Source organism: Spiroplasma endosymbiont of Cantharis nigra, assembly GCF_964019925.1.
GTDB lineage: Bacteria > Bacillota_I > Bacilli_A > Mycoplasmatales > Mycoplasmataceae > Spiroplasma_A.
Genome location: NZ_OZ026470.1, coordinates 840,856 through 867,645, shown reverse-complemented (window position 1 = coordinate 867,645; position 26,790 = coordinate 840,856). Strand labels below are relative to the sequence as shown.

General features: G+C 25.8%; 26 protein-coding genes and 1 tRNA gene. 25 read left to right on the top strand and 2 right to left on the bottom strand.

Annotation, left to right across the window (positions count from 1 at the left end):
• The first annotated feature begins 7 nt into the window (after nucleotides 1–7).
• The 6 genes from tsaE to AACL04_RS03740 all read left to right on the top strand — a co-directional run bounded on the left by tsaE (nucleotide 8) and on the right by AACL04_RS03740 (nucleotide 4,569).
• On the top strand, nucleotides 8–424 hold the full coding sequence (gene tsaE / locus AACL04_RS03765; protein ID WP_339029691.1) for a tRNA (adenosine(37)-N6)-threonylcarbamoyltransferase complex ATPase subunit type 1 TsaE: 417 nt from the start codon (nucleotides 8–10) through the stop codon (nucleotides 422–424).
• A complete protein-coding gene (tsaB, locus tag AACL04_RS03760) occupies nucleotides 425–991 on the top strand; it encodes a tRNA (adenosine(37)-N6)-threonylcarbamoyltransferase complex dimerization subunit type 1 TsaB (protein ID WP_339029689.1) in 567 nt (188 codons plus the stop codon). It begins immediately after the preceding gene.
• Nucleotides 992–1,009: 18 nt separating this feature from the next.
• Nucleotides 1,010–1,486 (top strand): hypothetical protein, encoded by a 477-nt coding sequence (locus AACL04_RS03755; RefSeq protein ID WP_339029687.1) that lies wholly within the window; start codon nucleotides 1,010–1,012, stop codon nucleotides 1,484–1,486.
• A gap of 105 nt (nucleotides 1,487–1,591) precedes the next feature.
• The gene (locus AACL04_RS03750; RefSeq protein ID WP_339029685.1) at nucleotides 1,592–1,825 is read left to right on the top strand and encodes a hypothetical protein; all 234 of its coding nucleotides are present in this window, start codon (nucleotides 1,592–1,594) and stop codon (nucleotides 1,823–1,825) included.
• 92 nt (nucleotides 1,826–1,917) lie between these two features.
• A complete protein-coding gene (locus AACL04_RS03745) occupies nucleotides 1,918–3,960 on the top strand; it encodes a PTS transporter subunit EIIC (protein WP_422397912.1) in 2,043 nt (680 codons plus the stop codon).
• Between the two features lie 114 nt (nucleotides 3,961–4,074).
• The gene (locus AACL04_RS03740) at nucleotides 4,075–4,569 is read left to right on the top strand and encodes a GNAT family N-acetyltransferase (protein WP_339029681.1); all 495 of its coding nucleotides are present in this window, start codon (nucleotides 4,075–4,077) and stop codon (nucleotides 4,567–4,569) included.
• 88 nt (nucleotides 4,570–4,657) lie between these two features.
• Here the strand turns inward: AACL04_RS03740 and AACL04_RS03735 are convergent, their stop codons facing one another.
• Together AACL04_RS03735 and AACL04_RS03730 are read right to left on the bottom strand one after the other, a co-directional pair.
• Nucleotides 4,658–6,364, bottom strand: coding sequence for a hypothetical protein (locus AACL04_RS03735; RefSeq protein WP_339029680.1), 1,707 nt, complete (start codon nucleotides 6,362–6,364; stop codon nucleotides 4,658–4,660).
• Nucleotides 6,354–7,109: an ABC transporter ATP-binding protein gene (locus AACL04_RS03730; protein ID WP_339029678.1), complete on the bottom strand. Its 756-nt coding sequence runs from the start codon at nucleotides 7,107–7,109 to the stop codon at nucleotides 6,354–6,356. The genes AACL04_RS03735 and AACL04_RS03730 overlap by 11 nt, the downstream gene beginning before the upstream one ends.
• A gap of 154 nt (nucleotides 7,110–7,263) precedes the next feature.
• Between AACL04_RS03730 and AACL04_RS03725 the strand changes: the two genes are divergently transcribed.
• The 19 genes from AACL04_RS03725 to pyk (AACL04_RS03635) all read left to right on the top strand — a co-directional run bounded on the left by AACL04_RS03725 (nucleotide 7,264) and on the right by pyk (AACL04_RS03635) (nucleotide 26,611).
• A tRNA-Ser gene (locus AACL04_RS03725) sits at nucleotides 7,264–7,354 on the top strand.
• Nucleotides 7,355–7,461: 107 nt separating this feature from the next.
• Entirely contained in the window at nucleotides 7,462–8,046 is a 585-nt protein-coding gene (locus AACL04_RS03720) for an acetyltransferase (protein WP_339029676.1), read from the top strand.
• A 3-nt stretch (nucleotides 8,047–8,049) separates the two neighbouring features.
• Nucleotides 8,050–9,474, top strand: a complete 1,425-nt coding sequence (gene proS / locus AACL04_RS03715) for a proline--tRNA ligase (RefSeq protein WP_339029675.1) — start codon at nucleotides 8,050–8,052, stop codon at nucleotides 9,472–9,474.
• Between the two features lie 122 nt (nucleotides 9,475–9,596).
• On the top strand, nucleotides 9,597–10,130 hold the full coding sequence (locus AACL04_RS03710) for a DUF402 domain-containing protein (RefSeq protein WP_339029673.1): 534 nt from the start codon (nucleotides 9,597–9,599) through the stop codon (nucleotides 10,128–10,130).
• 162 nt (nucleotides 10,131–10,292) lie between these two features.
• A complete protein-coding gene (gene lepA, locus AACL04_RS03705; protein ID WP_339029671.1) occupies nucleotides 10,293–12,095 on the top strand; it encodes a translation elongation factor 4 in 1,803 nt (600 codons plus the stop codon).
• Nucleotides 12,096–12,106: 11 nt separating this feature from the next.
• The gene (locus AACL04_RS03700; RefSeq protein ID WP_339029669.1) at nucleotides 12,107–12,550 is read left to right on the top strand and encodes a GNAT family N-acetyltransferase; all 444 of its coding nucleotides are present in this window, start codon (nucleotides 12,107–12,109) and stop codon (nucleotides 12,548–12,550) included.
• A gap of 144 nt (nucleotides 12,551–12,694) precedes the next feature.
• On the top strand, nucleotides 12,695–13,588 hold the full coding sequence (locus AACL04_RS03695) for a hypothetical protein (RefSeq protein WP_339029668.1): 894 nt from the start codon (nucleotides 12,695–12,697) through the stop codon (nucleotides 13,586–13,588).
• Between the two features lie 65 nt (nucleotides 13,589–13,653).
• Nucleotides 13,654–14,538 carry a hypothetical protein gene (locus AACL04_RS03690; protein ID WP_339029667.1) on the top strand — a complete coding sequence of 295 codons (885 nt, stop codon included), beginning with the start codon at nucleotides 13,654–13,656 and terminating at the stop codon, nucleotides 14,536–14,538.
• Complete coding sequence (locus tag AACL04_RS03685) at nucleotides 14,504–15,193, top strand: SprT family zinc-dependent metalloprotease (protein WP_339029665.1); 690 nt, start codon at nucleotides 14,504–14,506, stop codon at nucleotides 15,191–15,193. The genes AACL04_RS03690 and AACL04_RS03685 overlap by 35 nt, the downstream gene beginning before the upstream one ends.
• A gap of 27 nt (nucleotides 15,194–15,220) precedes the next feature.
• The gene (locus AACL04_RS03680; protein ID WP_339029663.1) at nucleotides 15,221–16,204 is read left to right on the top strand and encodes a DnaJ domain-containing protein; all 984 of its coding nucleotides are present in this window, start codon (nucleotides 15,221–15,223) and stop codon (nucleotides 16,202–16,204) included.
• Nucleotides 16,205–16,371: 167 nt separating this feature from the next.
• The gene (locus AACL04_RS03675; RefSeq protein WP_339029662.1) at nucleotides 16,372–17,184 is read left to right on the top strand and encodes a hypothetical protein; all 813 of its coding nucleotides are present in this window, start codon (nucleotides 16,372–16,374) and stop codon (nucleotides 17,182–17,184) included.
• 118 nt (nucleotides 17,185–17,302) lie between these two features.
• Nucleotides 17,303–19,129 (top strand): translational GTPase TypA, encoded by a 1,827-nt coding sequence (gene typA, locus AACL04_RS03670; RefSeq protein WP_422397911.1) that lies wholly within the window; start codon nucleotides 17,303–17,305, stop codon nucleotides 19,127–19,129.
• 107 nt (nucleotides 19,130–19,236) lie between these two features.
• A complete protein-coding gene (eno, locus tag AACL04_RS03665; RefSeq protein ID WP_339029658.1) occupies nucleotides 19,237–20,589 on the top strand; it encodes a phosphopyruvate hydratase in 1,353 nt (450 codons plus the stop codon).
• A gap of 75 nt (nucleotides 20,590–20,664) precedes the next feature.
• Entirely contained in the window at nucleotides 20,665–21,531 is an 867-nt protein-coding gene (locus AACL04_RS03660) for a phosphatase PAP2 family protein (RefSeq protein ID WP_339029656.1), read from the top strand.
• 2 nt (nucleotides 21,532–21,533) lie between these two features.
• On the top strand, nucleotides 21,534–21,956 hold the full coding sequence (ruvX, locus tag AACL04_RS03655) for a Holliday junction resolvase RuvX (protein ID WP_339029654.1): 423 nt from the start codon (nucleotides 21,534–21,536) through the stop codon (nucleotides 21,954–21,956).
• A 34-nt stretch (nucleotides 21,957–21,990) separates the two neighbouring features.
• Nucleotides 21,991–22,563, top strand: coding sequence for a hypoxanthine phosphoribosyltransferase (gene hpt, locus AACL04_RS03650; RefSeq protein ID WP_339029652.1), 573 nt, complete (start codon nucleotides 21,991–21,993; stop codon nucleotides 22,561–22,563).
• A 65-nt stretch (nucleotides 22,564–22,628) separates the two neighbouring features.
• Nucleotides 22,629–23,597 carry a 6-phosphofructokinase gene (gene pfkA, locus AACL04_RS03645; protein WP_339029650.1) on the top strand — a complete coding sequence of 323 codons (969 nt, stop codon included), beginning with the start codon at nucleotides 22,629–22,631 and terminating at the stop codon, nucleotides 23,595–23,597.
• A 20-nt stretch (nucleotides 23,598–23,617) separates the two neighbouring features.
• Complete coding sequence (gene pyk / locus AACL04_RS03640; RefSeq protein ID WP_339029649.1) at nucleotides 23,618–25,072, top strand: pyruvate kinase; 1,455 nt, start codon at nucleotides 23,618–23,620, stop codon at nucleotides 25,070–25,072.
• A 102-nt stretch (nucleotides 25,073–25,174) separates the two neighbouring features.
• The gene (pyk, locus tag AACL04_RS03635) at nucleotides 25,175–26,611 is read left to right on the top strand and encodes a pyruvate kinase (RefSeq protein ID WP_339029647.1); all 1,437 of its coding nucleotides are present in this window, start codon (nucleotides 25,175–25,177) and stop codon (nucleotides 26,609–26,611) included.
• The last annotated feature ends 179 nt before the right edge of the window (nucleotides 26,612–26,790 follow it).

Here is a 26,790-nt window from a genome sequence, read left to right as displayed (position 1 = left end):
TTGCTAAATGAGATTAGAAATTTGCAATCTTGATGAATTAACTACAATTATTAACTTAATTTTGCCTAAAATTAAGGAAAATAGTTGCTTAATTCTTGAGGGAGAAATGGGTTCTGGAAAGACTACATTTAGTAAATATTTGCTTAAAGCAATGGGATTAAAAGAATTGGTGACTTCACCAACTTTTACAATAATGCACCAATATCAAATTGATAAATTAAAAATAAATCATATTGACGCTTATAGGTTAACTCCAAAAGAAGATGGTGAAATGTATTTAGAAGAAATGTTTAATTCCTTTAATATAGTTGAATGAAGTCAAAATTTAGCAATTGATTATTTTAGATATTTTAATGTAATAAAAATATCAATTGAAATAATTTCTGAAAGCAAAAGAATTTTTTCTATAGAGGAGAATAATTAAATGAATCTTTTTTTAGATACTAGTAATAATAAATTGATTATCATTTTAGAAAAAAATAATAAAGTTATCGATACTTTATTTTTAGACAATCAAATAAGAGTAAGTGATACTGTGATGAATGAACTTATTATTTTTTTAAATAAGAATAACTTAACTATAAAAGAAATAGAGAATTTATATGCAATAAAGGGTCCAGGAAGTTACACAGGCGTAAGAGTGGCTATTACTATTGTAAAAACATTGAAAACTTTAAATGAGAAATTTAATGTCTTTACTTTATCCTCATTAGCATTTCAAGCTGGCAATAATAAGGCCATAAGTATATTAGATGCAAGGGGAGCTAAAATATATTTAGGAATTTATGATGGTGGTAAAAATATTATTGAAGATCAATTATTACCTTTTGAATATCTTGAAGATTTTCAAAAACAATTTCTAGATTTTAGTTTAGTTACAGATTATAAGGATATTGATTTTGAAAAATGTTATTTTGAAACTAAGTCACTTTTTGTTGAAATAAAGGATTTAAAAGATATTAAACCATTGTATATAAAAAGTTTTATATAAGAAAAGGAGTTTTATTATATGAATGAAATTAATAAAGGTACAAGTATGCCAGTATGAGCTTTATCATTAATAATAATTTTATTTGTTATTGGTCTAGTTGTTTCAGTTTGAGGTGCTTCTTCTGTTTTTAAATTAAAAAAAGAAATAGAAAATAATGACATTAAAAAAATATTTAAAAATAAAAGGGTAGTAAAATTTGGGGATGAATTTGAAAATAAGTCAGGTATTTATGCCCTAATTTTTAATAATTTTAATTCAAAAGAGTATTTTTGACCAATATTAATATTCAAAAGTAGCAATTTTAGTGAAACAACATTAGAAATTGTAAATAAAATTGAACATAAGGAATATAAAAATATAGAAGACTATATGAATGAAAAGGGTTTAAAAAATGAAGATATTAGGTTCATTGAATTAGAAAAAAATCAAGACAAGAATAAATTTAAGTATTGAATAGAAAAAACTAAAGCTGATACTAGAGGTTTTAATATATAAAATTAAAAAATTTTTTTAGCAACACTTATATATTTAAAATTTAAAAAAATAGTATTGCAATAAAAAAATTTCCACTATATAATAAAAGTGTGGAGAATTTTAAAAATGGAACAAAATCAAATTATAGGGTTGTCATTATTAATAATTGGATTATTAATAATTGTAGGTTTTGGATATTGGGCATATTATGCCAAAAATAAAGTAAAAGATAATTCAAATTTTAAAACTGGAAATCAAGAAAGTCAGACGATTTGGGAGTTTACTAAAAAAAACTTTCCTCTTTTTGTTGCGATTTTTGGTTTTATAATGGCATTTACTGGCTTAATGATGATGTTCTAGTTAGCAACCACAACAAAAGAAAGGAAATAAACTAAATGAAAAATATTACTCAAAAAACTGGTGAAAAGTCTTCAAATAAGTTTACTGCTAAAATGAAAAGCATGGGTAAAAATATTATGCCCACACTTTCAAAATTAAGTAAAGCGTTCTTATTACCTATAGCACTTTTACCAATAGCGGGTGTATTTCTTGGTGTTGGTGCAGCGATTTCATCTAATGCTGGTGATGTTGCATTTCTATTTTATTTTGGATCACTTCTAAATAAAATGGGTGATGTTTGTTTTGGAAATTTACCAGTATTATTTTGTATATCAGTTGCATTAGCTTATACTAAGGACTCAGGTATAGCAGCTTTAACAGCAGTTGTTGGTTTTCTTGTTATGAATGGGATGCAAGCTGCATTATTACATACAAGCACAGTAGATCAAAGTACAGTTTGAGTACAATTAAATGACCAAACTTGACATCAACTTTATACAAATATTGGAGATAATAAATGAGAAATTATTTGAGAAGACTTAGAATTTGGATTACAAGATATTGCCAAATATGTATCTGCAGCTAGTCAACAAATTGCTGAAGCTGGAAAAGGTTCAACAATTAATTCGAATCTAGAATTTATTGATGCTGCTGGAAGTGTTTACTATTCATTATTATGAATTAATTGAATTCCAAATGGATTAATCACTTCAAACATTGGAGTTAATTCATTAAATACAGGAGTATTTGCAGGTATATTTGTTGGGGCAATTGCAGCAAAATGCTACAATAAGTTTCATGATACTCAATTACCTTCTGCAATAAGTTTCTTTAGTGGAACAAAATTAGTTCCAATTGTAACATTTGTTGCAGTTATTCCATTGTCATTTATATTTATGTTTTTATGACCATATCTAGGTATGGGATTAGCAGCATTTGGACAAGTATCAGGAAAACTTCCTTATGGTGTGGATTCATTAATTTATGAAGTTGCAGAACGTTCATTAGTTCCATTTGGATTACACCATGTGTTCTATGCACCGTTGTGATGAACAAACGCCGGAGGTTCAATTGCTGAAGCTTTTGAAAAAACAATTGATCCAATTGTTCAACAACAATTTGCAGATCTATGAGCTAAAAATCATGATGCAGTTAAATTATTAGGAACAGCAACACCATCATTTGAACAAATTAGAAATTTAATAAGTACTAATTATACTGATTTATGAAAATCAATGGGAGATCAGACAATGGCTTATAAAGTTATTGCTAATTCTGAAGTTTTAAATTTTAAAGATTTAGATATTTTAGGATTAAATATTGGAAGATTCCAATCTGGTAAGTTTGGATTTATGTTGTTAGGATTACCAATGGCGGGATTAGCAATGTGATTAAATGTTCCTAAGGAAAATCGAAAATCAGTAATGGGAATTTATTTCTCAGCTGCCTTTACTTGTTTCCTAACAGGAATTACAGAACCAATAGAATACACATTCTTATTCTTAGCACCTTGATTATTCTATGGTGTACATATGCCATTAGCATCAATTTCATTCTTATTATCTGGACTATTTAGAACTCACGTTTCAATGACAGTTTCAGGAGGATTTATTGATTATATAGTATTTGGAATAATTCCATTCTTTGGAAGTAAAGCTATGAGTGCAACATCAGTATTTGCAATTCTAGGGGTTGCAGGTATTATGGCACCAGCTTACTTCTTCTCATTCTACTTTGCAGTAAAATATGGAAATGTAATGGTTCCAGGAAGAGATGGAAGTAGTGATGTTAAATTAGCAACAAAAGCTGATTACAAAGAAGCAAAAGGTCAGAATGTTGATGATATAAAAATTGAAAATAATAAGAGCTCTTCTGAAAATGCAAGAGTTCAAAAAGCTACAAAGATAATTGAGTTTTTAGGTGGAGAAAACAATATTGTCGATGTTGATGCTTGTGCAAGTCGTTTACGTGTAACTGTAAAAGACGGAAGTGTTGTTGATAAAGAAGGTATCATATCTTTAGGAGGAGCCAATGGAGCTCTTATTAGAGGAACAAATGTTCAGATTGTTTATGGTGGAGAACAAGAAGCCATTAAACCACGTATGATAAAAATTTTAGGTGAACAACGAAAAGCCAAAAAAAACAATGAGGCTTAGTAAATAAAAATATTTTAAATTAAAGGATAAAACCTTATTAAGTATGTCTTACAAGAGCATACTAATAAGGTTTTTTATACTTTATAATTAAATAAAATGGAAAGAGCTTATAATATGAAATTATCTTATAAAAAAATGAGTATTGAAGATTATCAAGATATTGCTGATATGCTTTTAAATAAAAAAGTTATGAAAGCTTGAGAACATGACTTCAATGAAAAAGATGTACATGACTGAATAAAAAAACAACAAAAAAGATATTTAGAAAATGAATTAGGTTATAAACTTATTACTGACTCAAAAAATAATTTAGTAGTTGGTCAAGCAGGAATAACACTACAAGAAGTAAATGGAAATACTGTATATGAAATTGGATATATTATTAAATATGAATTTTGAAAAAAGGGATATGCTACAAAAGCAGTCTTAGATTTATTAAATATTGCAAAAAATAAATATGGATTAAAGCAAGTTTATTCTTTAATAAAATATGATAATTTAATCTCTCAAAAAGTTGTTTTAAAAAATGATTTTATTAAAATAGGAGAGTTTAAAAAAATTTATAATGAAAAAGAAATGAAGCATTTCATTTTTAAAAAAGACCTTTAATAATTCTAAATTATATTTTTATTAGTTAAATGAAAAAAAATCCAACATAGATAAATGTTGGATTTAAAATTAGAAAATATATAAATATTTATATTTTTGATTTTTTCTTATAAATTAATAAATTTAAATATGTCAATATTGCAGAAAAAGCTATTCAGCATATTATGCATAATGTCATATTAAATCCACCAATTAATTTCATATCTAAATCTTTATAAAGAGATAAATCTTCATCGTTTAATTTTTCTTCTTTTGGTTTTGTTCTTTTAATAATCTCTTCAATATCATTTTTTGAATAATACTTTAAAGGCTTAGTGGGTTGCATCATAGCTGAAATTGAAGAAACATAATCATTTACAAAAGGCTTTGTATTATTACCTCTATAAATATATCATCAGTTGTTTAAAAAATTACCATTAGCAGAACTATTATTTGATTTAAATTCAGAATCATAGTTAATACCATTATTTTTAATACTTAAAATATCATTGTCTGAGTTATTAAAATCATTGTACATTGATGCTCTATAACCTGACATAATTAGTCAATTAATTATCATAATTTCAGGATGATTTTTATAAATATCAAATATTTTTTCATTTTTTTCATTTAAATCCTCATTTTCAAATTTGAAAGTAGATTTAATATCCAAAGAGTTTTTTTTAAAAATTGAATAGGCTAATCCGTTTGAATCTCCAGGTTCACCGTCTTTAATAATTGTTAAATAATTATTATAAGTATATTCAATTCAATTGAATAAGCTTAATAATTCTGGCAACTGTTTTTTTAAATGTTCTAAAGTTGGTTGAATTTCAATATATACTTGTTTTTCTGATCATCCTTCTTTAGAGAGCAATCAATATTTATTTTCAATATTTGAATTATAAGGTTCAAGATCTTGTGCTTTTTCAAAAATTTCACTCATAAGACTAGAAATTTTATATTCACTTAGAACTTCATTTTCACTTAGAACTTCATTTTTACTGTTTAGTAAATTAGATTGACCATTTAAAAAAGCTCTTTTTTTAATATTATCAAAATCTTTATAACTAAAATCAATTTCACTTTCTTTGAAAATCTCACTATAGTTCTCAACATTTTTTAAATTATTATAGAATGAGTGACCAAGATACATATTAATATTGGCATTTAGATAACTAGTTTCTGATATTTTGTTGAAAGTTCCATTTAATTGACTACTTATTGCAGCACCAAAGGGATATATAAAAATTAACAATGCTAATAATAAATTGTTTAAAATCCCAATTGCTACACTAAAAGTCATTGAAATAGCTATTATAAAAGGAATTAATACTATGGGTAAAAAGAAATAAAAAGCCAATTGAGTTAGTAATATATCATTGACAATAACTTGCTCATAGTTTGAAATTAGTGTAAATAAAGTACCTAAAATAAAGTTTATTAAAACATATAATATTGAAATTAATATTGCAAGTGAATATCTATACAAAAATGATTGTCAAATTGGTATTCCTGCTCTTAACTCTATATTTTGAATTCCATCATCCTTTTGCTTTTTAAAAAAGAAGAATGAAATTAAAGTGAGAAAAATACTAAAGCAAAATCCACTACAAATATATGACACTGTTTTAAATAATGATAAATTCATTAGTTGCATTTTAGGATAACTACTTGAAAGTGATTGCATAAGAATAAATAAGGAACTAACAAAAATGAAAATTAAACCTGTGATAATAATAGATTTATTTCTTAAAGCTAATTTTAAGTTTAAAAAATAAATTATAAATAAACTTTTTACATTTTTATTTTTCATTTTCTTTATCCTCCTTATATAAGTTTGAAATTAATTCAATATTTACTTTTTTTGGATCAATAAACTTTTTATAAATATTAATTATTAACTCTTTCTTATTATCAAATTGTTTATCATAAACAATTTCTCCGTTTTTGATAAGAACTAAATGATTTGCTATTTCTTGAAGTTCTTCAATGATATGGCTTGTGATAAGAATTGTAACACCTAGTTTATTTAACTCCTTAAGAATTGAAATAAACTCTATTTTTGATTCAACATCTAGATTTGCTGTTGGTTCATCTAAAATAATATATTTTGGAGAACGAACAAGTACACTTGCCATAATTGCCTTTTTCTTTCATCCAGCAGATAACTCTTTAATCTTTTTATTTTTAAATTTATTTAAATCAAGCATTTCATAGATATTTTTAATTTTATTTTCTAATTGTTTTTTGTTGATTCCATTAGCAGCACATAAAAATAATATATATTCGTGAAGTTTCATGTCTAGTGGAATATTGTTAGTATCTGGAAAGAAAGCCAATTTTTGTAAGTTATTATTAATAAATAAATTTTCATTATTTATTAAAATTTCTCCTTCTTTTAAGTGAAGTTCACCAAAAATTGCTTTTATTGTTGTTGTTTTTCCAGCACCATTATCACCAACAAAGGCAATAATATCTTGGTCATTAATATTGAAGCTGACATTTTTTATACCAGTATCGTTTTTAAAGACCCTTGTTAAGTTTTTAATTTCTATCATTTGTTTTTCTCCAGTGTTTTATTATATAGGCATTTACATTTTTTTTTTTTTTTTCAAAAAATGTTGTCATTTTATTAAACTAAATTGTTTTTAATAATTTAAAAAAATCTATTTATGTTAAAGCAATATTTTTGTTATAATTAAAAATGTAAATGGATTGGTACTCAAGTTGGTGAAGAGGGCACCCTGCTAAGGTGTTAGGCCGGGTAACTGGCGCGAGAGTTCGAGTCTCTCTCAATCCGCCATTTTTTAAAAAATAAAACCAAGATTTTAAAATCTTGGTTTTTTATTTGAATATATAATGTATTAGATATAGAATAAGTAATATGAAATATGTTAAGAGGTTTATAACATGAAAAAAAATGATAAGAATAAGGAATTAAGTGAAAATAAACCTAAAAAGGGTTTTTTCAAAAAATTATTTAAAGGTAAAGAACAACAAAAAAAAGTTTTAAATATTATTAAGACTAAAAATATTAATAACTTATATTTTTATACTGATGTAAATAATATATTACTAATTTTAGAGCGCGGTATTAGACTTTTAAAAGATCAAAATCTTAAAAAAAATGAAGAATATATTGTCTGAACTTATCTAGAAAATGAAAACTCAATTGGATTAGAATTTGATTCATCAACAAGAGCTCATTTTTGAAAATGAGCAAGTGAGTCAAAAGTAGATATTGAAAAAATTAGTGTTATTGGAATTAACCCTCATAATTTAGCTAAATTAACTAAAAATGATTGAGCATTTGATGAGGCAAAAAATATTGTTTATATATATGAAACAGTACCTTTAGAGGCAATTGAATTTATATTAATTAAAGATAAGGCAAATTTGAAAAGAATTCAAACATATGTAGAAGCAAATGATATTGATATTGATGTTTTCTTTGGAGAAACTGGAAATATTGATAAAAAGAAAGAGAGAAAATAATTAATGGCAAATAAAATGGAAAAAATAACTTCTAGAGATGTAGATTTTAGTAAGTGATATACAGACGTTGTTAAAAATGCTGGACTTATGGAATATGGGCCTGTAAAAGGAACAATGATTTTTAAACCACATGGTTATGCTATTTGAGAACTAATTCAAAAAATTGTAGATATTGAATTTAAAAAAATAGCAATTCAGAATGTCTATTTTCCACTTTTAATACCAGAGAAACTTTTTCTTGCTGAAAAAGAACATGTAGAGGGATTTGCTCCAGAACTTGCAACTGTTACTAAAGTTGGAGATAAAAATTTAGGAGAAAACTTATTCATTCGACCAACAAGCGAAGTTCTGGTAGCTGATTTTTTATCTAGGGAAATAAATTCATACAGAGATTTACCAGTTAAATATAATCAATGAGCAAATGTTATGAGATGAGAAAAAACAACAAGACCTTTTTTAAGAAGTAGTGAGTTTTTATGACAAGAGGGTCATACTTTTCATTCATCAAAAGTTGAGGCTAAGGAAATGACTTTGGATATTTTAGAAATTTATAAAAAGTTAGCAAATGATATTCTTTTGTTACCTGTAATTTCTGGAAGAAAAACTGAAAAAGAGAAATTTGCTGGAGCTAAAGAAACTTATACAATTGAATCATTAATGTATGATGGACAATCATTGCAGTCTGGAACAAGTCACTATTTTGCAGATAACTTTGCAAAAGCTTTTAATATTAAGTTTCAAAACAAAAACCAAAAGGAAGAATATGCATATTCATCAAGTTGGGGAATATCTACAAGGTTAATCGGTGCAATTATTATGACTCATTCAGATGATTTTGGACTTGTTTTACCAAGCAAAGTGGCACCAATTCAAATATCAATTATTGCAATTAATGATTCTAAGGAAGTAATGGATATTTCAAATAATTTGCAAAAGAATTTAAATTCAAATTATCGTGTTGAATTAGATAAAAGTGATAAGTCTTTTGGTTTTAAAATCTCTGAAGCTGAAATCAAGGGAGTTCCAATTAGAGTAGAAGTTGGACCAAGAGACTTAAAAGATGGAGTTGTTACTATCTCTAGAAGAGACTTAAGAAATAAAGTACAAGTAAAATTAGAGGATGTTGAAAATTATATAAATAATGAAATTTTAGAGCACGATAAAAACCTTTATCAAAAGGCTTTAAAAAATAGACTTGATAAAACTTTTAAAGCAGATAGTGTAAAGCAATATTTATCAATTATTGAAAAAACACCAGGATTTGTATTAGTGCCTTTTTGTGGAGAAATTGAATGTGAAAATGATGTAAAACAAAAAACTTCAACAAACTCAAGATGTATTCCTGATGGTGTAGATCAAATCAAATCAAAATGTTTTAATTGTAATAAAGAATCAAATTTAATGGTATATTTTGCAAGAGCATATTAATAATATTATTTAAACAAACAAATATGAAAGTATTTGTTTTTTTAAATAAGGCTTGAATTGAAGTTATAATTATTTTGTATATTAATAATAATATAGAATGGGTACTGAAAGGAGGTTTTTGAATGAAATCAAAAACTGGAGATTTAGTTTTTGTTCATGCGTATAAACACAATGGCAAAATATATAGATCATGAGAAAAAGTTAGTATTTTTGAAGAAACAGAAAATCATATAATATTAATTAATGAGGAAGTACTAATTACTGAAATTAATGGTAGAAAATGAAAAACAAATGAACCAGCTATATGATTCTTTTTTAAGAAGGAATGATATAACATAATATGTATGTTTAAGGAACGTGGAATTAATTACTATTGTAATTTAGCATCACCTTATATTTTTGAAGAACGTACAGTAAAATATATAGATTATGATTTAGATTTTAAAGTTTTTAATGACTATAGTTATAAAATATTGGATTTAAAAGAATTTAATAGAAATAGAATTAGTTGGAACTATTCAAGAGATATTATAGAAAAAGTATGAAAAAGTGTTGATGAAATTAAAGAAATGATAAAAACTAGACAAAAACCTTTTACTCATGATTATGTAAATGAAATTTGAAAAAAATACTTAGAAATAAAAACTAAAAAATAATACAGTAAAAAACTAAAGTTTTTTTTGAATTTATTTTCTATAATTTCGAGAATATAATTTTAGGTCCTTTTAAGAACTATTTTTTAGTGACTCACAATAAATTAATTTTTATTAATAGATTATTGGTTATAATATTTAAAGAAAACTACGAGGCGATTAAAAATGGATAAATCAAAAATTAGAAATTTTAGTATAATCGCTCATATTGATCATGGAAAATCAACTTTAGCAGATAGATTACTTGAATTAACTGGAACTGTTCAAAAAAGAGATATGCAAGCACAACTTTTAGATTCAATGGATATTGAAAGAGAACGTGGAATTACAATAAAACTTAATTCAGTTCAATTAAAGTATAAAGCTAAAGATGGTGAAGAATATATTTTTCATTTAATTGATACACCAGGTCATGTTGATTTTACGTATGAAGTTTCTAGAAGTTTGGCTGCTTGTGAGGGAGCATTACTAGTTGTTGATGCCAGTCAAGGTATTGAAGCACAAACATTAGCTAACGTTTATTTGGCATTAGACAATGATTTAGAAATAGTACCAATAATTAATAAAGTGGATTTACCTGCAGCAGATCCAGAAAGAGTAAAAGAAGAAATTGAAAAGGTGATTGGAATAGATTGTTCAAATGCTCCAATGATAAGTGCAAAAACTGGCTTAAATGTTGAAGATGTTTTGGAGGCAATTGTAAAGTTTATTCCTGCACCTTTAGACCCTGATGACAGTAAACCATTAAAAGCATTAATTTTTGACTCTTATTATGATAAATATAGAGGGGTAATGGTCTCTGTAAGAATTATGGAGGGAACAATAAAAGTTGGCGAAACAATTAAAATGATGCAATCAAAAGCAACATATGAAGTTACAGAGTTGGGAGTTAAAACACCTTATGAAGTAAAGAAAGACAAACTTGAAGCTGGAGAGGTTGGGTGAATTGCTGCAGCAATTAAAACAGTAAGAGATGTGCAAGTTGGAGATACAATAACAACAAAAGAAAATAGCGCAAAAGTTGCCCTTGATGGATATAAAAAATTAAATCCTATGGTTTATTGTGGAATATATCCTGTTGATACAGCAAGATATAAAGATCTAAAAGAAGCATTAGAAAAAATTTCATTGAGTGATGCAAGTTTAGTTTATGAACCTGAAAGTTCTCAATCTTTGGGATTTGGCTTTAGATGTGGTTTTTTAGGTTTATTACATATGGATGTTATTCAAGAAAGACTTGAAAGAGAATATGATTTAATATTAATTGCTACTGCTCCATCTGTTATTTATAAAGTTACTCAAACAAATGATGAAACAATTCAAATTGATAATCCGGCTTTTTTACCAGATCCTCAAAAAATAAAATTTATTGAAGAACCTTTTGTTAAAGTGACAATTATGACCCCAGATCAATATTTAGGAGATTTAATGAGTCTATGTCAAGATAGAAGAGGAAATTATATTGATATAGAATATATTGATGATATGAGAAGAACTTTAGTTTATGATATGCCATTAAACGAAATTGTTTTTGATTTTTTCAATAAATTAAAATCAATGTCAAAGGGTTATGCGTCTTTTGATTATGAATTAATAGGTTATAAGCAATCAAAATTAGTAAAAATGGATATTTTATTAAATGGAGATATTGTTGATGCTTTATCAACAATAGTTCATAGGGATTTTGCTCAAACAAGAGGAAGAATTTTAACTGAAAAGTTAAAAGAAATAATTCCAAGACAAAATTTTGAAGTTCCAATTCAAGCTGCTATTGGTGGAAAAATAATAGCTCGTGAAACTATTAAGGCAATGAGAAAAAATGTTTTAGCAAAATGTTATGGTGGAGATATTTCACGTAAGAAAAAATTATTGGAAAAACAAAAAGAAGGTAAAAAAAGAATGAAAGCAATAGGTTCTGTAGAAGTACCACAAGAAGCTTTTATAGCTGTTCTTAAATTAGATGATTAGGAGGATAATTAATGAATTTTTTAATTGAGTACTCAACACAAAATGATATTTTCAATCAAGCATGTCAAATTAGAAAAAAGGTATTTTGTGATGAACAAAAATACCCTGAAGCTGATGAGTATGATGAGTATGATTCACAAAGTTTTCATGTTATTGGTTTTGAAAATGATACAGTTGTTTGTTGTGCAAGAATTCTAAAGAAAGCAAACGAATGATATATTGGAAGGATTGCGGTTTTAAAAGAATTTAGGGGTAAAGGTATAGGAAATAAAATTATTAATTTCTTAGAAGAATTTATAAAAAATAATTTAAATGCTCAAGAAATTTTCTTAAATGCTCAAGAATCTGCTTTAAATTTATATAAAAAAAATGGTTTTGAAGTTATTTCAAACAAATTTTTAGATGGTGAAATATGACACTACAAAATGAAAAAAGTTTTAGGTCGTTCTATTTAATAGTTAATTTTATTTGATAATTAATAAATTCAGATATTATTTTATGAATTGAATTTTTATGGTAATAAATATATAATTCTTTAGGAATTATTATATATTTATTATTAATAAAATTATATAATTAAAAATATAGGCGGTATTTAGATGAAAAAAATTAAAATATGAAAAATTATAATAATGCTATTAATATCTATGTCACTTATTCTAATCCTGCCCTGAATAACTGTTGATTTAAATAATAAAATAATTTTCTCTTTTAAAGATCTTAATATAAACAGAATTGGATTATTGCTTAGTGGCTTAGCTTACTTTGGAATTAGTCTATTCTCAAGTTTAGGAAAAAATAAAGTAGAAAAAGTATTTGGAGTATTTGATATTATTATAAGTTTTTGAGTAATTATTATCTTATCTATTCATACTTTTTTATATTTAAATGCAGAAATTCAAATTAAAATGACTTATTTTATGCCATTGCTTTCTCTTTTAACTGTAGATTTAATTATTACAATTATTAATATTTCAATAAATCCAGAAAATTTCTCAGCTAAAAATAATGCTCAAAAATTAGATTCAGTTTCTCAAAAAATAAATGACCAAAGTTATCAATCTCAAGATTCTCTTAAAGATGTGTCTGATTTAAAAAATAAAATTCTTAATATGAAGAGTGGTCTAAATAAATCATATGAAGAAGCAATCGAAGAAATTGAAAGAACTGGAGCTTTAAGCGGAATGGATATGTCTTCTTTAATTACAGAGGAAGAACCTAAAAATAATAAAATAATTCCATATTCAATTGAGGAAAATCAACTAATATTAAATGATATTGAACAGGAAATCAAACCAGAAGAAATTAAAAAGAATTTAGCAAATGAATCAATTAAAGATGATGATGAATTAGAATTACCATTAAATTTAGAAGATCCAATTGCGAATTCTAATGAAGATAAAGATTATGATAATATTAATTCTTCTAATTTTGATACAGGGGAATTTAAATATATGTCAAGAAGAACTAATACTGATGAAAATAAACATTAAAAGAATTTAAACATTTATTTTGTTTAAATTTTTTTTTATATAGAATTATAGTATTAGGGGATTTTATGAAAAAAGAAAAAGCATTAAAAAAAGAAAAAAATAAAGTCAAAAAAATCAATTTTAAAAATTTTAAAACTGGTTCAATTTTTTTTATGACTATTTTACTGATTTTTAGAATATTAATGATAATTTTTTGATTATTGGCTCCAATTATTGTTGGTTTTACAATAGGTTTTGATGATGGAATAAGAAATTTAGTAAAATTTATTGGAGTATTTATATATCCAGATAGACTAACTTCCAATACTACACTTGTAATTAATATCATAGCTCCTGTTTCATGATTAATGACCTTGCTAATTTTACTATTTGCAGATGTAAAACCATTTTTTAATAAAAAACAATGAAGGCAAAGAGCTTATTTAGCTTTTAGTTTAATATTTTGACCAATATTGTTTGTGGGCTTTATCTATGGAATATACTTTATAATTCCTTTAATTGAAGCAGGAATTGAAACAAATCCAACAGATCCCAATTATGATTTAATATATCAAGCATGAAAATCATTAAGGGATAGTTTTTCTCCATTTAGTAGTTGAATGATTGCTCTACAATGTATGTATGGAGTTATAGTAATTTTTGGATTATTTTCAATTTTTGAAGCACATATGATTAGAAAAATGAAATTAGATTACAGTGATTTTTTTATTAGAGATGAGAACTCTAGAAGTTTAGTAACTCAAGTTATAGAGGGAAAAATTGAGTTTGGAGAATTTGAACCAGATCAAGTTAATAAAGAAATTAAAAGAGTAAGACGAGAAACAATTGAAGAAGAAAAAAGAGAGAAATTTGAAAAGTTTCAGAAAATGGAAGAAGAAATATTAAATAAAAAGAAAGAAAAAAAAGAAAGAAAAAATGCAAAAAGAAAGAAAAAGGGTAAAACTGAATAAGACTTTAAGCTATAAAGGTCAACAAATAGATTATTGTTTAACTTTAAAAGACCAAAAATTTATTAGATTAAAGTTAGAAGATACTAGTATTAATGTTTCTGCACCATTTCATGCATATGATTGAGAAATTGAACAATTAATTTATAAAAATATTCAAAAGATTCAAAAAATAATTGAATATAGAGAAAAAAACCAGTTTTATATGATTTCAGAAAATGGCTTTTTCAAGATTAATGATAAAAAATATGTTGCAAGATTTTTGGATAAAGTTGATAAAAAAGAAAAACTTGATTTCAAAATTTATGAAACTAAGGAAGAAACATTAAAAAGAATGTATAAAAAAATAGCAATTAATTATTTTTTCTATTTTGAATCTATTGTTAATAAATATAAGCAAATAATGAATTTAGACTTCAAAAATCTTTCAGTAAAAGTTATGAAAGGTAAATGAGGTGTCTGTTTCCCTGAAAAATCAAAAATAGTTTTAAATACAAGATTGATTCATTTTCCTATTATTGCATTAGAGTATGTTGTTATTCATGAATTAAGTCATTTGGTTCATAAAAATCATTCAAAGGACTTTTGAAGATATGTTGAAAAATATATGCCAAATTATAAAAACATAAGTGAAATACTAAAAGTGAATGTATTATAAAGTATAATAACTTTATGGAGAAAACTTATGGGATGAAAACGAGAATTTAAAAAAATGCAAAAAGAGACTAAAAAAGCATCAAATTTTTTTGATAACTCTGAAGATATCTCAAGTTTGATTATTTGAGATAGAGCAATGAAACCTGCTAATCACTGAAATATAGATAATTTAGTTATTGATATTTCAAAGTTTAATGACTTAATTCAAGAAATAATAAAAAATCAAATTTCACCTGAAAACTTGGATAAGTACTCTTGAAATTTAGGTTCAATATCAATAGTTGAGAAGTTTTATTCTTATCCTATGGCAAGTTATTTCAAAGAAACATATAATAGTATTTCTAATCGTTTAGGTAGTTATGAAGCTGCATTAATTGTTAATAGTCTTTCTAAATTTAGTTTTTACATTACTAAAAAGTTTTGAAAGCTATTTAATTATACTTTTGCAAATAAAAATATAAATGATACTCCACTAATAAGGGTTTTTGAAGTAATGCAAAGAACTTCGTTAGAAGCACTGGATGGAATTATTGAGAAGGCTTTTCTATTAATTGATAAAAGAAAATTAGATCCGTATAAGCATCATCTTTTAATTGAAGAAATTATTGATTTAGGTGATGATTTCACTTATCACTGAGCTAGAATGTATGACCAAGTTATTGATTTAACAGTTGAAACATTTATCTTTCAAAGTAAATATGGTAAAGCAAAGTCAACAAATAATTCAACTATACAAGCAAATTTTTTCTCAGTAGATGAAGATGAGGAATTTGATACTTTCTTTGAAAAAACAAAAACTCTTGTATTTAATGATGAAGTAAATGATGCATTTAATTATTTTGGTATATCAAAAATGGCGAAGCCTGATGAGTTTAAAAAAATTTATAGAAAAATGGCAAAGCAATTTCATCCAGATTTGAATTCAGATCAAAACTCTGCAATGGAAATGAAAAAAATTAATTTATTTAAAGAAATTGTTGAGAAGTATTATGAAAAGTATGAAATTATTTAAGTTTGAAAAAAAGAAATTAAGCCAAAAATTATTCAAAATATAGTAATAGATAATTCTTTAAATGTAATAAAAATTTGTTCTCATTTTAGAACTTATTAATATATCAATATTTAATTTATTTAAAATAACTAACTTGGATTTTTCCATTTAATAGTAGGAGATACTTAATGATTATTAAAGAATATGAAGAATATAATTTTATACAAAGTGATTTAATAAGTAAAGAAATTTTTATTTTATATTCAGTATTTGGTGAAGAAAGTAAATTCTTAAAAGTAATTCAGCAAGAATGATTTGAGACAAAAGATATTGAAAAATTTAGAGATTTTATTGAAATAAAATTTGAAGAGATTGAAGTAAAACAAAAAAATCAAGTTGATAGAGATAGCCTAAGTTGTTTATTAAGAATGATTTCAATTTGTGATAATTTTTTTGAGTATGAATACCTATATGATTCGAGCAGAATATTATTTTTAGAATCAAAAAAAGAAATTATGAATAATCTAAAAATATATGATTATGCATTTAAAGAGCTTATTGATCTCAATTACAAAAGTTTTGTTGAAGAAATTGATACTATGAAAATCTCACACAAATACATAATAGTGACAAATGAAATTAAGAAAATTATACATAGATGTGAAGAGATAAATGATTTTTATTTAGTGATTAAAGAGACATATAAAATAAATGACTTATTAAGTGATTTATTAGACTTACTGGAAGAAGATGAAGATAATAGCCTTCAATTTGGTACAGATGAAGAAGTTATACTTTATAATTTTGCAATTTATCACTCAACAAAAATTTACTTTTCATTATTATTAAGAGAATATATTGTCTCTGAAGAGGAAAGAATTACAAATACAATTATTGAAGAAAACAAACCTTTAATTGAAGAAGAAGAATTAAGAATAGCAGAAACTAAAATGTTATCGGATCAAACTAAAGAAATTTTTTATAAAACATTAAAAAATTAATATTAATTAAATACTAAAGCGATATGTATCAACAAAATTTTATAAAATAAAATAAGCCATTTTGTTGGTATAATATTTAAATATTTGTTATTATCAATAGGTTATTAAATAGGAGAGAATCATGAATAAAAAAATTATTAATATAGCAGTTATTGCTCACGTTGATGCTGGAAAGTCTACATTAGTAGATGCTTTTTTAAATCAATCTAACGTTTTTAGAGCAAATGAAGAAGTAAAAGAACAAGTAATGGACAGCAATGACCAAGAAAGAGAACGTGGTATTACAATTTATTCAAAAAATTGTGCTATTGAATATAATGATTACAAAATTAATATTGTTGATACTCCTGGACATGCCGATTTTTCAAGTGAAGTAGAACGTATTATGAAAACTGTAGATACAGTTATTTTGTTAGTTGATTCAGCTGAGGGTCCAATGCCTCAAACTAGATTTGTTTTATCAAAAGCATTAGAGTTGGGGTTAAGACCAATATTATTAATTAATAAAATTGATAAAAAAGATCAAAGAGCATTAGAAGTAGTTGATGAAGTTCTTGAATTATTTATGGAACTAAATGCAAATGATGAACAAATTGAATTTCCATCATTATTTGGTACAGCTCGTGATGGTATTGTTCAATATTCAATGGAAGAAACAAGTGAAAATTTAGTACCTTTGTTTGAAACAATTATTAAGCAAGTTGGAAACTACCCATTAGAATTAGCAAATGAACCAATTCAATTACAAATATCATCTTTAGCTTATGACTCATTTATTGGAAGATTAGGAGTTGGAAGATTATTTAAAGGTGTAATCAAGGAAGGCCAACAAGTTGCAATTTCTAAAAATGATGGTTCAGTAACTAAAGGAAAAATATCAGGTTTATTTATATATGAAGGAATGAAAAGAGTTGCTGTTAAAGAAGCACAAGCTGGTGAAATTGTTGTTATTTCAGGTATTGGTGATTTAACAATTGGAGATACAGTTTGTGAAATTGATAAAATTGATGCTTTACCTCCAATTATTATTGAAGAGCCAACAATGAGTATGAATTTTTTAGTTAATACTTCTCCATTTGCTGGAAGAGTTGGAAAATATGTTACTACAAGAAATATCAAAGAGAGATTAGATAAAGAACTGGAAGTAAACGTTGGTTTAAAAGTTGAGGCTTTAACTGATTCATCAGCAGATGGGTTTAAAGTTTTAGGTAGAGGAGAACTTCACTTGTCTGTTTTAATTGAAACAATGAGAAGAGAAGGATTTGAACTTGGAATATCAAGACCAGAAGTTGTTGTAAGAATTGATGAAAAAGGTCAAAAATTTGAACCTATGGAAAAAGTTATTATTGACGTACCAACAGAATTTTCTGGAACAGTTATTAATAAATTAAACTTAAGAAAAGGTATGATGGTTGACATGGATTCAGATGGTTTAAGAGATAAAGTAACTTACCATATACCAACAAGAGGTTTAATTGGATTTAAATCAGAGTTTACTAATGATACTCGTGGTGAAGGTGTAATGGTAAAATCAAGTGTTGGTTATGAAGAATATAAAGGAAAAATTGAAGGTAGACAAAATGGTACTCTTGTTTCAATGGCAAATGGTATAACACTTCCTTATGCACTAAATAATCTTGAAGAAAGAGGAATATTATTTGTTGGACCTCAAGTTGAGGTTTATGATGGAATGATTGTAGGTTTACATTCAAGAGATAACGACTTAAATGTTAATCCAACGACTGGTAAAAAATTAACAAATACAAGGGCATCAGGAAGTGATGATTCAGTTAAATTAACTCCTGCAAGAAAATTCACTTTAGAAGAAGCATTAGAATTTATTGAATGAGATGAACTTGTTGAAGTGACACCAGAAGATATTAGATTAAGAAAAAAATGACTTACAGAGAACGAAAGAAAACAACATAGAAATGATCCACACTAAAAATTCCATTATGGATTTTTTTTAGAAAAAGTTCCACTATTATATTAGAAAAAATTATTTAAATATACAAAAATAGGTTTATTATAGAAATGTAAGGAGAATTTAATATGTCAAAAATAACTAGTATTATTGCACGTGAAGTTTTAGACTCACGTGGTTTCCCAACAGTTCAAGTTGATGTTACAACTGAATTTGGAGGATTTGGAACAGCAAAAGTTCCTTCAGGAGCTTCAACTGGTTCAAGAGAAGCATTAGAATTAAGAGATGGAGATAAAAAACGCTTTAATGGTAAAGGTGTTTTAAAGGCTGTTGCAAATGTAAATACTAAAATTGCAAAAGAAATAATTGGAATGGAAGTAACAGAGCAAGTAAAAATTGATACAAAAATGTGTAAATTAGATGGTGATGATTTCAAGAAAAATTTAGGAGCAAATGCTATTTTAGGTGTTTCTTTAGCTGTTGCTAAAGCAGCAGCAAGTGAATTGGAAATTCCATTATATAGATATATTGGTGGAACAAATGCAAGAAGATTACCCGTACCAATGTTAAATGTTATTAACGGAGGAGAACATGCAGATTCTGCAATTGATTTCCAAGAGTTTATGATTATGCCAGTTGGAGCACCAACATTTAGTGAATCATTAAGATGAGCTTCAGAAACTTTCCAAGCTTTAAAATCTTTATTACATGATAAAAAAGATATTACAGCTGTTGGTGATGAAGGTGGATTTGCACCAAACTTTGCTTGAGCATATCCAAAAGAAACTATTGAAGCATTTAAAGCAAAAACTCCAGTTGAAGTTGCTTTAGATTTATTAGTTGAAGCAATTAAAAAAGCTGGTTATAAAACAGGTAAAGATGGTATTATGATCGCAATGGATTGTGCTAACTCAGAATTATACATTAATGGAAAATATCACTTTAAGAAAATTGAAAAATTAACAGGAAAAGAATGAGCATTAACAACTGATGAAATGGTTTCATTCTTAGATAAATTAGTTGATAAATATCCAATTATCTCAATTGAAGATGGTTTAGCTGAATCAGATTGAGATGGATTCCAAAAACAAGTAAAAGTAATGGGTCACAAAATTCAAATTGTTGGAGATGATTTGTTTGTTACAAATCCAAAAATTACTGCTGAAGGAATTGAAAAAAAAGCTGCTAATTCAGTATTAATTAAATTAAACCAAATTGGAACATTAACAGAAACAATTGAAACAATTGAAATGGCTCAAAAAGCAGGTTGAACAGCTGTTACTTCACATCGTTCAGGGGAAACAGAAGATTCAACAATTGCTGATTTAGCTGTTGCTTTAAATACAGGTCAAATTAAAACAGGGTCAATGTCAAGATCTGATAGAATTGCAAAATATAATAGATTAATTGAAATTGAAGCTGAATTGGGAGAAGCTGCAATTTATGATGGTTTAAAATCATTTTATAATTTAACAAAATAATTTATAAAGGAATCTTAAGGATTCTTTTTTTGTTGTAGTTTTTTTATTTATAATTAAATTATGAGTAAAAAACCTATGCTTAAAAATAAATATTTAATATTAACTTTATTTCTAGTAATTTTAACTTTTTTTATTTTAAGTTCTATTTTTGATCTTAGAATATCTAAACTAATAAATGAAAGCTTAAACAAAACATGATTTACATCAGTTTTTGATACATATGGTAGAGTTTGTTTATTCTTTCCAATTTATTTATTTCTATTTATATTTTTATTAAAATTTTTAAGTTACTTAAAAACAAATAGAAATGTAAAAATAGTTTATGTCATTTTATTTAATCTTATTTATTTTGCGAGTCTAACTATTTTTCTTTACTTTAAAAAACAATTTTCTTTTAAAAATAACTCATTTGATATTTCAAAATTTAGTTTCTCCATATTTCTTTTAGTCTTACTAGTTATTTTTATTATTTTCATAAATATATATTTAAGAGATTTATTTGATGGTAAAAATAATTATATTAATATATATTTTCAACAAGCTTTGTCAGCAGCACTTTTTATATCATTACTATTTATCAATGTAGGAATTTTTAAAATTCTTTTTGGGAGAAATAGACCTTATGATGTATTAATAGAGGAAGAAAATTTTCAATGACTATTGCAAATAAATTTTTCAAAAGTAAGAGGAAGTAGTTTTCCTTCTGGTCATACAGCAGCAGCAGGAGCAATGTTAAGTCTAATTTATTTTTTAGATAATAAAAGGGTTTCAAAAATAATTTTTACTATTTCCATAGTTTCTTTAATATTACTTACAGGTATTTCAAGAGTATTAATGTCAAAGCATTTTTTAACAGATGTTCTATTTTCTATTTTATTGGTAAGTATTTATTATTTCTTATCAAAAATAATAGTAAAAAAAATTTATGAAAGGAAAAAATAATTATGGCTAAATATATCGGATTAGATATTGGGAGTAAAACAATTGGTATTGCAACAAGTGAAGGCTATTTCTCAAATCCAAAAGAAACAATTAGATTTCAAGAGTATAACTTTTTAGAGGCAGTTACTAAATTAAGTATTTTTTTAAATAAGGAAGGTTTTGAAGAAATAGTTATAGGTTATCCTAAAAATATGAATGGCTCTTCTGGTGAAAGAGTTGAAATGGTGGAACAATTTATTGAAATTTTTTTAGAACAAAAAATTGTGAATGAAGAACAAATTAAAAGAGTCGATGAGAGATTAACTACAAGACTGGCAAAACAAATAATGATCTCAGCTGATTTTAGTAGAAAAAAACAAAAAGAAAATAAAGACCAATTAGCAGCTAAATTAATTTTAGAAACCTATTTGAACTCAATTAAGTAGTATATAATTACAATATAAATAAGTGGGGGTATCAATGAAAACACATCCTTTAGTCAAAAAGATTTTATTTAATCAAGAAGAGATTGACAAAAGAACTAGTGAATTGGCAACAGAAATTGAAAGTTATTATAGAAAACAAAATGTAAAGGATAATACAGTTATAATTGTAGGACTATTAAAAGGTTGTGTTCCTTTTATGGCAAATTTTATTAAGCATTTTAATCATGAGTGTCAAACAGAGTATATGGTTGTTTCATCATATATGGGTGGAACAAAAACTAGTGGAGAACCAAAGATTAATTTAGATTTAAATTTATCAATTAAAGATAAGCATGTTTTAATAATTGAAGACATAATTGATTCAGGAATAACACTAAATTATATTAAAAAGTATATTTCTTTTAAAGGTGCTAAGGAAGTCAAAATAGTGACTCTTTTAGATAAAAAAGAAGGTAGAGTTGTTCCAATTAAATCAGATTGAGTTGGTTTTGAAATTGCAAATGAATTTGTAATTGGTTATGGTTTAGATTATGATGAAAGATTGAGAAATCTTCCTTACATTGCAGTTTGTGATGTTGAAAAAATAAATAATTGAAAATGAAAATAATAGCATTTTCTATTATTTAATTAGATTTTTAAAAAGTATATAATCTATATATGGAGGAAGTTATTATGATAAAAAAAATAGGAGTATTAACTTCAGGAGGAGATGCTCCTGGAATGAATGCAGCTGTTGCATCAGTTATTAAAACTGCAGTTTCAAAAGGAATAGAGCCTTATATTATAAGAGATGGTTATAAAGGTCTTGTTAATAATTGAATTGAAAAAGTAGATATTAATTTTGCAGCAGATATTATTTCAAAAGGTGGAACAGTAATTGGTTCAGCTAGATTACCTGAATTCAAAGAGGAGTCAGTTAGACAAAAAGCTGTTGCCAATTTAAAAGCTTTAAAAATAGAAGCATTAGTTGTAATTGGTGGAGATGGAAGTTATCAAGGAGCTGAAAAATTAACAAAAATGGGAATTAATTGTGTTGGTCTTCCAGGAACAATTGATAATGATATTGTTTCTTCAGATTATACAATTGGTTTTGACACAGCATTAAATACAGTTATTAATGCTTTAGATCAAGTGAGAGATACTATACAATCTCATAACAGATGTATAATAGTAGAAATAATGGGAAATGGTTGTGGAGACTTAACATTATATGCTGCAACAGGAAGTGGAGCTGAAGTATTTTCTACAAAGGAAAATTGCTTATCAGAAGCAGAAATCATTGAACAAGTTAAAGTACTTCATGATAAAAATAAAAGAAGTGTGATTGTTGCTGTTGCTGAAAAAATTTATGATGTTAATGAATTAGCAAAAAAAATTGAAAAGCAAACAGGTTATGAAACAAGAGCCACAATACTTGGCCATATTCAAAGAGGTGGTAAACCAACTGCTATGGATAGATATTTAGCAGTAAAGGCAGGTATCTTTGCAGTTGAAGAATTAATAGCTGGTAAAGGTGGTTTATATATTGGAATGAGCAACAATAATTTAGTTGCAAGAGATATAGAATCAACATTAAATATGCCAAAAGTAGATAAAAATGAAGAATATAAAAAATTAAGAGAAATTAATAAAGCAGTATAGTTTTAACAAGGAGAGATATAATGAATAAAGAAATAGAATTTTATGAACCAAGTAAAATAGCAAAAAAAATAAAAAGAACTAAAATTGTTACAACAATTGGACCAAGTACACATTCAAAAGATGATATTAGAAAACTTTTTGAAGCTGGTATGAATGTTGTTCGATTGAACTTTTCACATGGAAAACAAGAAGAACAAGCAGAAAAAATTAAATCAGTTATTGAGTTAAGAGATGAGTTAGAAAAACCAATTTCAATAATGTTAGATACAAAAGGACCTGAAATTAGAATTGGAAAAGTTCATGATGGTGCTCAAGAAATAAAAGCTGGAACGGATATTAGAGTTTTTACAACGCAAGAGGAATATTTAAATCGTGAATGCAAATCAAATGAAATGACAGTTTCATATGATATGAGTATTGATTTAAAACCTGGAGATAGTGTTTTAGTAGATGATGGAAAATTAACATTGAATGTTATTAATGTAGAACCGGGATTAGTAAATTGTAAAGCTTTTAATAGTCATATTGTTAAAACAAATAAAAGAGTAAATCTGCCTGGTGTTGAATTCTCTTTACCATTTTTAGCTCAAAAAGATATTGATGATATTAAATTTGGAGCTAAGGTAAAAGTTGATTATATTGCAGCGTCATTTGTTAACTCTGCAGATAATGTTAATGAAATTAGAAAAATACTAAAAAAAGAAAAGGCAGAATATATTCAAATTATTTCAAAGATAGAATCAAAAATAGGAATTTTTAATATAGATTCAATAATTGAAGCATCAGATGGAATTATGGTTGCTCGTGGAGATTTAGGGTTAGAAATACCATATTATGAAGTACCATATTGAGAAAAACAAATGATTAGAAAGTGTAGAAAAGCTGGAAAAGTTGTTGTAGTAGCAACTCAAATGTTGGAATCAATGACTGATAATCCACAACCAACAAGAGCTGAAGTGACTGACGTTTATTATGCCACTGAATTAGGAGCTGATGCAACTATGCTAAGTGGTGAATCAGCTGCAGGAATTTATCCATTTATTACTACAGAAACTATGGCAACAATTAATAAAAGAGCAGAATTAGGGTTTTATGGAAAAATTTATTATGATAGAGCTTTAGAAGTAGCTCGTCAATCAACTACTGGTAAAAGAGCAGAAATTGCTGATGAATTAGCAAATATTACAAGAAATGGTAAATATGAATTTGCTCTTGTTCTTTCAAGAACTGGTGAATTATTAAGAACTATTTCAAAATTTAGACCAAATGTTACAATTTTAGGGGTTTGTGATAAAGAGGAATTATGAACTGGTTTTGGAGCAATGCATTCAATCTTTATGAATAAAGTAAAGAGCATTGATCAAGTTATTAACAATAAAGATGTCCTAATAGAGATCGCAAGATCTTGAGGGGCAAAAAAAGGCGAAGAAATTTTAATTGTAAAAAATGAAGATATTAAGGTTTATCAAGTATAAAAAAATACCACTTAAATGTGGTATTTTTTTATAGAATTGTGTATTTAAGCAATTACTCTAATAAAGTGATATAATTTTTTTGTTATTAACAAGGAGAAAAAAATGAATAAATTTAATTTAAATGAAAAAATGAAAAGAACAAAGGTTATTACAACTATTGGGCCAAGTGTTCACTCAAAAGAAGCTATAAAGGAATTGTTTGATAAAGGAATGACAACAATTCGTTTAAATTTCTCACATGCAGATTTTCAAGAACATGGTGAAAGATTTGAATGAGTAAAAACTTTAAGAAAAGAAATTAATAAACCAATCTCAATTTTATTGGATACAAAAGGTCCAGAAATTAGAATTGGTAAAATGAAAGATGGAAAACAAGAAGTTAAAGTTGGAACAGAAGTAATTGTTTACACAAATCCAAAAGATTTTTCTACTAGAGAATGTAGTGCAACTGAAATGCAAATGTCATATGATATGTCACAAGATGTTAAAGTAGGAGATACTGTTTTAGTTGATGATGGAAAATTAACAATGCATGTAACAAAAGTTGAAAAATTTAAAGTTATTTGTAAAGCATTTAATAATCACTTAGTAAAAACTAATAAAAGAGTTAATTTACCAGGTATTGAATTTACATTACCATTTTTAGCAGAAAAAGATTATAACGATATAAATTTTGGTATTGATAATAATATTGATTATATTGCAGCGTCATTTGTTAACTCAGCAGATAATGTTAATGAAATAAGAGAAATCTTAAAAAAGAAAAATGCTGAACATATTCAAATTATTTCAAAAATAGAATCACAAGTTGGATGTGATAATATTGATTCAATTATTGATGCTTCTGATGGAATTATGGTTGCTCGTGGAGATTTAGGATTAGAAATCCCATATTATGATGTACCATATTGAGAAAAACAAATAATTAGAAAATGTAGAGATAAAGGAAAATTAGTTATTGTAGCAACTCAAATGTTAGAATCAATGACTGATAATCCACAACCAACAAGAGCTGAAGTTACTGACGTTTATTATGCTACTGAATTAGGAGCTGATGCAACTATGTTAAGTGGTGAATCAGCAAATGGAGATTTCCCATTTATTACTGTTGAAACTATGTCAACAATTAATAAGCGTGCTGAAGTAGAATTTTATGAAAAAAATTACTATACAAAGCAATTAGAAAAAGCTAGAAAATCAAGCTCAGGTAAAAGAGCAGAAATTGCAAATCAATTAGCTAATACTACAATTAGTGGAAGTTATGAGTATGCAATTGTGGTTTCAAGAACTGGTGAATTATTAAGAACTATTTCAAAATTTAGACCAAATGTTACAATCTTAGGTGTTTGTGACAGTGAAAAATTATGAACTGGTTTTGGATCAATGCACTCAATTTTCATGAATAAAGTTGATAACTTAGATGCCTTTATGAAAGATAATAAAGCAATATCAGAAGTTGCAAAATCATGAGGAGCAAAAAAGGGTGAAAGAATATTATTTGTTAGAAATGAAGATATTAAAGAAATTACAGTAGGATAATCATAAACCTAAACCTCAAAGTTTAGGTTTTTTTATTACTTAAAATAATAAATAGAAAATTTTCTATGTATTTTTTTAAATTTTTATTGAATAAATGTTATTATTTTTTTGAAATTAATAAGGAATAGGAGAAAACATACATCTATAAAAATATAGTTAGTATGTTTTCTTTTTCTTTA